Below are 8639 nucleotides of genomic sequence, written 5' to 3' on the forward strand. Positions count from 1 at the left end.
TATAGCGCGACGGGGGCCTTGCGGCAAGGCCCCGGTCGTGCCCGACGATCCCGTCGGAACAGCGTCCGGTGGGCGACCCCAGCAGGGGGTGACGTCGTCGTGCCGGGACCGTTCCCGGATCGGAGCCGTCCCCGTGAACCCGTTGTCCACCAGCGTCTTCCGACTGCCTGAGCACCTGGTCGCGAAGGCCGACCCGACCCTCGTGGCGGACGACGAGGAGCACCTCGTCGCCGTCGCCGTCGCGCTGGAGGCCGCGGTCGCGGACCTCTCCCACCGTCTCGACGCGGCGCGCAGCGCGCCGGGCGGGTCGGGTCAGCAGGCCCTCGACCGGGACCAGGAGGTCCACCGGCTGACCGCGCGGCTGCGGACCCTGAGCCGGTTCGGACTCGACGTCTGCCTGGGGCGGATGGTGCCCGCGGACGGCGGCCGGCCGGTGTACGTCGGCCGCTTGGGCCTCAAGGACACCACCGGCGAGCCGCTGCTCGTGGACTGGCGCTCCCCGTCGGCGGAACCCTTCTTCGGTGCCACGCTCGAGGAGCCTCGCGGGCTGGCCAGTCGCCGCCGTTACCGGTGGACCGACGGGGCCGTCACCGACTACTGGGACGAGGTGCTCAGCACCGACGGGCCGGGGCACGACCCGGCACGGCTCGCCCCGGACGACCAGTCGGCCTTCGTCGCCGGCCTCGGTGCCAGCCGCTCGCACCGGATGCGCGACGTGCTCGGCACCATCCAGGCCGACCAGGACGCGATCATCCGCGCCGGCTCCCGCGGCGCCCTGGTCGTGGACGGCGGCCCGGGGACGGGCAAGACCGTCGTCGCCCTGCACCGCGCCGCGTACCTCCTGCACTCCGAGCCGCGGCTGGGGCGTTCGCACGGCGGGATCCTGTTCGTCGGCCCGCACCAGCCGTACCTGTCGTACGTGGCCGACGTCCTGCCGAACCTGGGGGAGGACGCCGTGCGCCTGTGCACCCTGCGCGACCTCGTCCCCGGTGGGGCGGACGTTCCCGACGAGGACGACCCGCACGTCGCCCGGCTCAAGGGCGACGCGCGGATGGTCGACGCGGTCGAACCGGCGGTCGCGTTGTACGAGGAGCCGCCGCCGCGGGCGGTGGTGGTCGAGACCGCCTGGACGCGGGTACGCCTGGGTCCGGACGACTGGGCGGCGCTGTTCGACGCCCCCGACCCGGGGACGCCGCACAACGAGGCCCGCGAGGTGATCTGGGAGGAGCTGCTCGCCCTGCTGGTCGACGCCCACGCCGACGAGGACGTCCCCGGGCAGGTGGTCCGCGCGGCGCTCGAGCGGGACGCCGACCTGCGCGCCGTCCTCGACCGCTCGTGGCCGGTGCTGGAGCCCGCGGACGTCGTCGGGGACCTGTGGTCCGTCCCCGCGTACCTGCGCAGGTGCGCACCCTGGCTGGAGCCCGACGAGGTGCGCCTGCTGCAGCGCGCCGACCCGCAGGCGTGGACGACGTCCGACCTGCCGCTGCTGGACGCCGCCCGCCGGCGTCTCGGCGACCCCGACGTCTCCCGGCGGCGCCGTCGGCGGCGGGTCGCGCTCGCGGCCGAGCAGGCCCGCGTCGACGAGGTGGTCGAGCACCTCGTCGCCACGGACGACAGCGAGATGCAGGTGATGTCGATGCTGCGCGGTCAGGACCTCCAGTACGTCCTGGTCGACGAGGCCGTCGGGGAGGGCGACGCCCGTGACCCCCTCGCGGGTCCGTTCGCGCACGTCGTGGTGGACGAGGCGCAGGAGCTGACGGACGCCGAGTGGCGGGTCCTCCTGGCCCGGTGCCCATCGCGCAGCCTCACCGTCGTGGGGGACCGCGCCCAGGCCCGGCGCGGCTTCGACGGCACCTGGCAGGAGCGGCTGGAGCGCGTCGGTGCCGGAGCGGCGCGCGTGATGTCGTTGCGGGTCGGCTACCGGACGCCGCGGGAGGTGATGCAGGTCGCCGAGCCGGTGATCCGGGCGGCCGTCCCGGACGCGAACGTCCCGGCGTCGGTGCGGGAGGCCGGGGTGCCGGTGCGGTACGGGGCCCGGTCGGACCTCGAACCGGTGGTGGACGCGTGGCTGGCGGAGCACCATGACGGCGTGGCCTGCGTCGTCGGCGCCCCGTGGTTCGCCGAGCGGCCGAGGGTCCGGTCCCTGGCGCCGGTCCTGGCGAAGGGGCTGGAGTTCGACCTCGTCGTGCTCGTCGACCCCGACCGCTGGGACGCCGGCACCCAGGGAGCCGTGGACCGGTACGTCGCGATGACGCGGACCACGCGGCAGCTGGTGGTGCTCACGGCCGACGGGCGGAGGGACGCGACATGACGACGAGACCGAGCCCGGCCGGCGATCGCCCGTCGCCGGGCGCACCTTTGCCGCTGGTCCACCTCAACCTGACGGTGAGGGACGTCGAGGCGTCACTGGCGTTCTACCGCCGCTGGTTCGGGTTCACGGCGACCCCGCGGCCCTACCCGGACGGCACCGTGTTCGTGTCGAACGACGACGGCTTCGACCTCGCCGTGCACGCGGGCGAGCCGGCCTCGCCGCCGGCCGCCGGGGTGCACTTCGGCTTCCGCGCCGCGGACCCGGCCGGCGTCCGGGCCCTGCTCGCGGACCTGCGCGAGGCCCGGGTGACGGTCACTGAGGCGTGGGACGAGGACGGCTACGTCAGCCTCAAGTGCCTGGACCCCGACGGGTACGAGGTCGAGGTCTACTGGGAGCCCTGAGCAGCGGCCCGTTCGATGGCCCGGACGGCGGCCGGTGCCTCGTCGGCGGTGAACGACACGGAGTCGACGTGGTGCACCTCTCCCCGGCCGGTCGTGACGCGGGTGCCCGGCCGCAGCTGGACCCGGACGTTCGTCGAGCCACCGACCGCGAGCGCCAGGTGCCCGCCCTCCACGTCGACGGTGCGGCGGTGGCCCGAGGAGAGCTGCGCTGCGGCCTTCACCACGGCGTCGGCCGGCACCGCGACCTGAGCCACGTGCGCGAACCGCAGCAGCAGGGTCGACCGGTCGACCTGGTGAGGGCGCACGTGGATGGCGCAGAGCAGGCCGATGATCCAGACCAGGCCGTACGCGCCGAGGACGAGCAGCAGGACCCGCAGCCACTCCCACGGCACGAGCAGGTGCACGACGACCAGCTCCACCACCGACAGCCCGGCGAACAGGGCGAGGAACGGTGTGACGTCCCGGCCGTAGGGGACCGCGGTCGCCTCGGGTGCGACGTCGACGCGGCCGCGCAGGCGCTGCCCGATGGCGCCGAAGACCCCGTACTCGTGACGCACCACCGCCAGCAGGAAAGCCGGCACCACCGGTCGCAGCGCCTCCAGGAAGGCCTCCTCCCGCGTGGAGCCCTGGGCGCGCGCCCGCCGGTAGCCGACCCCGCCCCTCACGGCGAGCGTCACCGCGGCGAGTGCCAGCAGTGCCTCCAGGGCGAGCGCCAGGCCCACGGCCTCGCGCAGGTCGAGGACGCCGGTCCAGACCAGGAGCGCCTGCACCAGCACGACGGCGAGCGCCACCCACTTGACCAGCCCGAGGACCCGGTCCACACGTTTCGTGGTGCGGCCCTCCTCGGGCTCCTGCTCCTGCACCGGCCGCTCCTCCGGTCGACGTCGACAGCCCCTGTGCGCCTGGGGTGCTCGCATGGTCGCAGGAGCGCCGCGGGTGGGGGAACCCCGGACCGCCCGCTGCCGGTTCGTCGGGGCGCCAGGAAGCCGTCGTCCCGTGCCTCGCGACCGTGGTGCGGGGAGGGGACGCGGGGATACGCTCCCGGTCCATGGACATGCTCGGCGGCGAGCAGATCGCCGCGGCAGGGCTCACCGACTGGCGCAAGCTCGCCCAGGCGCTGCACGCCCGGTACCTCGTCGACGACTTCGGCGCGGCGGCGCGGTTCGTCACCGCGGTCGGCGACGCGGGTGACGAGATCGGCCACCACCCGCGGGTGACGATCGGCGCCGGGTACGTCGACCTGCGGCTGGTCAGCGACGACGCGATCTACCGCGACCACCAGGGCACGGAGCACCGCGTCGAGTGGGTGACCCAGCAGGACGTCGACCTCGCTCGTCGCATCAGCCAGGTCGCGGCCGAGCACGGGCTCGCCGCCGACCCGACGTCCGTCAGCCACATCGAGCTCGGTCTCGACACGGCCGGCTCGGGCGCCGTCGCGCCCGTGTGGGCGGCGCTGCTGACCGGTGACGCGAGCAGCCAGGGTCGCGGGAGCCCCAGCGACGAGGTCCGCGACGCCACCGGACGGGTGCCGAACCTGTGGTTCGGCGACCTCGACGAGCAGCAGGGCCCGGGTCAGCGGGTCCACGTCGAGGTGTACGTCGCGCCCGAGGTGGCCGAGCAGCGGGTCGCCGCCGCCGTCGCTGCCGGCGGGACCGTCGTCGGCGACGCGAACGCCCCCGGCCTCACCGTGGTCGCGGACCAGGAGGGCAACACCGCGGTCGTCTGCGTCGACGTGTCCGCTGCCGCGAGGGACTGATCCGCCGAGGTCGAGGAGGCACGACATGGCAGCCAGCCAGGCGTACACGGTCGCGCCGCTCAGCACGGCGACCTGGCCGGCCTTCGAGGCGATGGTCCTGCGCCACAACGGCATCTTCGGTGGGTGCTGGTGCCTCTGGTTCCACCCCGACGCCCCAGAGCGCGGCCAGGGTGCCGAGGCCCACCGGGCCCTGAAGAAGGCCCACGTCGAGCAGGGCACCGCGCACGCCGCGCTGGTCATGGACGGCGACGAGGCCGTCGCCTGGGCCGAGTACGGCACCCCCGCCGAGCTGCCCACGATCCACCACCGCAAGCAGTACCACGCCACCAAGACCGCGGACCCCGACTACCGGATCACCTGCGTCTTCGTCGACAAGCGGTACCGGCGGCAGGGCCTGACGGAGCTCGCGATCACCGGCGCGCTCGACCTCATCGCGCGGTCCGGTGGCGGACGGGTCGAGAGCTACCCGCACGACCTGACCGACCAGACGAAGAAGGTGTCGTCGTCGTTCCTGTACAACGGCACCCGCCGGCTGTACGAGCGGCTCGGCTTCACCTACGACCGGCCCAAGGGCCTCAGGAACTGCGTGATGGTGAAGACCGTCGACCCCGCGTGAGCCACGGTCGGCGATCCCTACCCGACACGGACGGGTGCACGGTCAGCGCTGGTCGCCGTGATCGGCGACGGTGCGGTGCGCGGCCACGTCCAGGCGTACCGCACGACGAGGGCGAGGAGGGCCACCTCCAGCACGATGCCGAGGCCGTAGAAGAGCAGCCAGGTCTCGCCCACCGCATTGAACACCGTGACGGGGACGTAGAGCGCGGCCACGACGAGGTTCGCGACACGGCTCACCCGGGCGGGCAGTGTCATCGACGCCACGATCATGAGGATCGGGACCGCCATCAACGCCAGCGCCGTGGTGGAGAAGGTCTGGGAGAGACCGAACTCGAAGACCCGGCCGGCGAGGATGTCCTCGACGACGCCGGGCGTGAAGAAGTTGAGGACGTCCACGTAGGCGTACAGGAACATGAGGCTCGTCCACGTCGCGGCGAGCTTGGCTCTCACCGGGATCGGCGGGTCGTCCAGGGCGGTTGAGGTGGGTCGGCGTGCGGTCATGGTGGGCTCCTTTGTTCTCGTGAGACCGGTGCGTCCACGCTCGCTGAGCGCGGCGGGGGGTTCATCGGCCCGGAGGCCGCAGTTCCTCGGCCGGTGGGCGGGTTCCTCTCTCCACCTTTCGGCGGGTACGCCGGAGTCCTCCGGTCCCTAGGCTGGAGCGATGGGCACGGTCCGCCGCTCCTTCTGGCACGAGCCGCGGCCCGCTGACGCCCCGCCCGTCGGTCGTCTCGACCGTCTGCTCGCGGGGGTGTTCGCTGCCGTCGCCGTGGTCGAGGGCGTCGTCCGGCCGGACCTGGCCTGGCGCCCTGTCGTGACGGTGCTCGCCCTGGCGTTGGTGCCCGCGCTGCTCTGGCGGCGGGCTCGACCCCTGCTGGCGGTGCTGGTCGGGTGGGGCGTCGCGGGCCTGCTCTCGGTCCTCGGTCTGGCCGTGCGGCCAGGCGACCTGGGTCTCTCCTCGATGACGGTCGTGCTGGTGCTGCTCTACTCCCTGGTGCGGTGGGGCTCGGGCCGGGAGGTGGTCCTGGGGACGGCGTTCGTGACGGTCGTCGTCGCCCTCGGGATGGTCGCCTCCGCCGCGGGCTGGGCCGACGTCGTCGGCGGCAGCGTCCTCGTGCTGCTGGTCGTCGCTCTCGCGGCGGTGTTCCGCTACCGCGCGGACGTCTGGCACCGTGAGCGGCGCGAGATCCGCAACGAGGAGCGGTTGGCGCTCGCGCGCGACCTCCACGACACGGTGGCCCACCACGTCTCGGCCATCGCGGTGCAGGCGCAGGCCGGTGGTGTGGTCGCGAGCACCCGGCCCGAGCAGGCCGCCGAGGTCCTGGCCGCGATCGAGTCCGAGGCGACGCGGACCCTGGCGGAGATGAGGTCCATGGTGCGGGTGCTGCGTGAAGAGGACGTGGTCGCCTTCGCGCCGCCGCTCGGTGTCGCGGACCTGGCCGGGCTGGTGCGCGCCGGCACGCCCCTCACCGTCGAGGTCGAGCTGGACGGTCCGTGCACCGGCCTGGCACGACCGGTGGACGCCGCGCTCTACCGGCTCGCGCAGGAGTCGCTGACCAACGCCGTGCGGCACGCCCGGAGCGCGACCAGGGTCGGGATCGACGTCCGCCGGGAGGGAGACGCCGTCAGGCTGCGTGTCACGGACGACGGGCAGACCCAGCCGGGGTCGGCCCCGGAGTTCGGCTACGGCCTGCTGGGGATGGCCGAACGCGCCCGGCTCCTCGGCGGGTCGCTCTCCGCGGGCCCGGCGCCTGAGGGTGGCTGGGTCGTCGAGGCCGTGCTGCCGGTAGGGGCGCCGGGGTGAGCATCCGCGTCGTCGTCGCCGACGACCAGGACCTGGTCCGGACCGGGCTGGTGATGATCCTCGGCGCGCAACCCGACCTCGAGGTCGTGGGTGAGGCCGCGGACGGGCCCGCAGCGCTCGACCTCGCGACCCGGCTGCGTCCCGACGTCCTCCTCGTCGACATCCGCATGCCCGGAATGGATGGCGTCGAGGTGACGCGACGCCTCGCCGGGCCGGACGTGACCGACCCGATGGCGGTCGTCGTGATCACCACCTTCGACCTCGACGAGTACGTCGTCGGCGCCCTGCGCGCCGGCGCCCGCGGCTTCCTGCTCAAGGACGCCGGGCCGGCGCTGCTCGTGCAGGCCGTCCACGCGGCGGCCGCCGGGGACGCGCTGATCGCCCCCAACGTCACCCGCCGGCTGCTGGCCACCTTCGCCGACCAGGCACCGGTGGTGCCGGCCCAGCCCATCGTCCCGCTCACCGAACGGGAGGAGGAGGTGCTGACGCTGGTGGCCCGGGGCCGGACCAACGCCGAGATCGCCACCGAGCTCTTCGTCGGCCTGAGCACGGTCAAGTCCCACGTCGCGTCGTTGATGACGAAGCTCGGCGCCCGCAACCGCGTCGAGGTCGCGATGTGGGCGTACGCCACCCGACGCGTGAGAGCCGAGTAGCCGGGTCCAGAGCGCGCGAAGGACTCGGGAAGGGTGCGAGGCCGTGGCCATACTCGTCAGCGTGCGCGGTGACCGGCGGAAGTACGTGCTCGACCTCGACGACCTCGGGCCGTCGGAGGTCTCGTCGAGGTGCAGGTCTGCGCTCGGGCTCGTCGCTGCCGACATCGACTCCGCGGAGACCGACCTGCCCTGGCACCACGTGCAGGACTGGCCGGACGACGTCCGCGCGGCCGCCGAGCGCCTCCGCGACCGCTTCGTCGAGGTCGTCGCCCGCAACAGCGAGTACATGCAGACGGGTGTGAGGACGGTGACGGACGCCGCAACGCGTCGGCACTTCGTCGCCGTCGCCCCCTACGCCTACGACGCCACCTTCTGGCACGTCGACGGCCGCCCGTTGGCCGAGCTGGCCGACGAGGGGCAGGCGTGCGTGCTCACACTGACCGACGAGCAGCGGACGTCGGCGGCTTTGCAACTGGGGGAGGAGCGGGTGATCTCCCTGGCCGACTGGCGCCGCGCACACCCGTCGCTGATGCGGAGGCTACTCGATCGCGTGACCGCGGCGCTGCGGCCAGGGTGAGCCGAGCCGGCGTGAGTCGGGGCAGACCATCGCGGGATCCCTTCTACCGCAGCTATCCTCCGGGCTACATCCGCGCCAGCCGGGCGTGCGCACTACGGGGGACATCCGATGACGTCACGTCCGATCCGGACGGCGCTGGTCTGCGCCGCGACCGCTGTCGCGTGCTTGCTCGCCACCATGGCGGGCGGCGCCACCGTCCCGCTGGCGGCGGCCTCGCCGACGGCGCCGCGCGCGTCGGCGGTGGATGCTGCGGCCACATCGCCGGTCGCTGCAGGCGCGGCGGGTGGTGTGGTGCCGTTGGCGCCTGTGCGGGTGCTGGACACGCGGTCGGGGGTGGGTGCTGGGCGTGCTGTGGTGCCTGCTGGTGGCATAGTCTCGCTGGAGGTGCTGGGGCGTGGGGGTGTTCCGGCGTCGGGGGTCTCGGCGGTGGCGTTGACCGTGACGGTGGTGGCTCCGTCTCACCCGGGGTATGTGACGGTGTTCCCGTCCGGTGGGGCGCGGCCCGAGGTGTCGAACGTGAACTTC

The 8639-nt window shown here is 73.9% G+C and carries 9 protein-coding genes and 1 pseudogene; 8 read left to right on the forward strand and 2 right to left on the reverse strand.

Features of this window, described 5'->3' with window-relative positions; genetic code table 11:
- The first annotated feature begins 133 nt into the window (after window positions 1–133).
- Together helR and ACYVQV_RS14465 are read left to right on the forward strand one after the other, a co-directional pair.
- Window positions 134–2311 carry an RNA polymerase recycling motor ATPase HelR gene (gene helR / locus ACYVQV_RS14460; protein ID WP_461024012.1) on the forward strand — a complete coding sequence of 726 codons (2178 nt, stop codon included), beginning with the start codon at window positions 134–136 and terminating at the stop codon, window positions 2309–2311.
- Window positions 2308–2712, forward strand: a complete 405-nt coding sequence (locus ACYVQV_RS14465) for a VOC family protein (RefSeq protein ID WP_461024013.1) — start codon at window positions 2308–2310, stop codon at window positions 2710–2712. The genes helR and ACYVQV_RS14465 overlap by 4 nt, the downstream gene beginning before the upstream one ends.
- On the opposite strand, the gene ACYVQV_RS14470 is transcribed toward ACYVQV_RS14465, so the two are convergent.
- Entirely contained in the window at window positions 2697–3575 is an 879-nt protein-coding gene (locus ACYVQV_RS14470; RefSeq protein WP_461024014.1) for a hypothetical protein, read from the reverse strand. The two genes, ACYVQV_RS14465 and ACYVQV_RS14470, sit on opposite strands and share 16 nt — an antisense overlap.
- 185 nt (window positions 3576–3760) lie before the next feature.
- Between ACYVQV_RS14470 and ACYVQV_RS14475 the strand changes: the two genes are divergently transcribed.
- The gene (locus ACYVQV_RS14475; protein ID WP_461024015.1) at window positions 3761–4468 is read left to right on the forward strand and encodes a 4a-hydroxytetrahydrobiopterin dehydratase; all 708 of its coding nucleotides are present in this window, start codon (window positions 3761–3763) and stop codon (window positions 4466–4468) included.
- A gap of 25 nt (window positions 4469–4493) precedes the next feature.
- Entirely contained in the window at window positions 4494–5084 is a 591-nt protein-coding gene (locus tag ACYVQV_RS14480) for a GNAT family N-acetyltransferase (RefSeq protein ID WP_461024016.1), read from the forward strand.
- A gap of 17 nt (window positions 5085–5101) precedes the next feature.
- Here the strand turns inward: ACYVQV_RS14480 and ACYVQV_RS14485 are convergent, their stop codons facing one another.
- The gene (locus ACYVQV_RS14485; protein ID WP_461024017.1) at window positions 5102–5584 is read right to left on the reverse strand and encodes a DUF6326 family protein; all 483 of its coding nucleotides are present in this window, start codon (window positions 5582–5584) and stop codon (window positions 5102–5104) included.
- Between the two features lie 160 nt (window positions 5585–5744).
- On the opposite strand from ACYVQV_RS14485, the gene ACYVQV_RS14490 reads away from it, so the two are divergent.
- The 4 genes and pseudogenes from ACYVQV_RS14490 to ACYVQV_RS14505 all read left to right on the forward strand — a co-directional run.
- Window positions 5745–6884 (forward strand): sensor histidine kinase, encoded by a 1140-nt coding sequence (locus tag ACYVQV_RS14490; protein ID WP_461024018.1) that lies wholly within the window; start codon window positions 5745–5747, stop codon window positions 6882–6884.
- Window positions 6881–7537 (forward strand): response regulator, encoded by a 657-nt coding sequence (locus tag ACYVQV_RS14495; protein WP_461024019.1) that lies wholly within the window; start codon window positions 6881–6883, stop codon window positions 7535–7537. Before ACYVQV_RS14490 ends, ACYVQV_RS14495 begins: the two co-directional genes overlap by 4 nt.
- A 43-nt stretch (window positions 7538–7580) precedes the next feature.
- Window positions 7581–8114: a hypothetical protein gene (locus ACYVQV_RS14500; RefSeq protein WP_461024020.1), complete on the forward strand. Its 534-nt coding sequence runs from the start codon at window positions 7581–7583 to the stop codon at window positions 8112–8114.
- A 108-nt stretch (window positions 8115–8222) separates the two neighbouring features.
- Window positions 8223–8639: pseudogene (locus ACYVQV_RS14505) on the forward strand (hypothetical protein); the annotation flags it as partial.

Source organism: Thalassiella azotivora, from assembly GCF_054781695.1.

What these genes read in the sequence shown, in the direction of transcription:
- ACYVQV_RS14465 (WP_461024013.1), top strand. Translation starts at nt 2,308, where the DNA reads ATGACGACGAGACCGAGCCCGGCCGGCGATCGCCCGTCGCCGGGCGCA.
- ACYVQV_RS14475 (WP_461024015.1), top strand. Translation starts at nt 3,761, where the DNA reads ATGGACATGCTCGGCGGCGAGCAGATCGCCGCGGCAGGGCTCACCGAC.
- ACYVQV_RS14480 (WP_461024016.1), top strand. Translation starts at nt 4,494, where the DNA reads ATGGCAGCCAGCCAGGCGTACACGGTCGCGCCGCTCAGCACGGCGACC.
- ACYVQV_RS14485 (WP_461024017.1), bottom strand. Translation starts at nt 5,584, where the DNA reads ATGACCGCACGCCGACCCACCTCAACCGCCCTGGACGACCCGCCGATC.
- ACYVQV_RS14490 (WP_461024018.1), top strand. Translation starts at nt 5,745, where the DNA reads ATGGGCACGGTCCGCCGCTCCTTCTGGCACGAGCCGCGGCCCGCTGAC.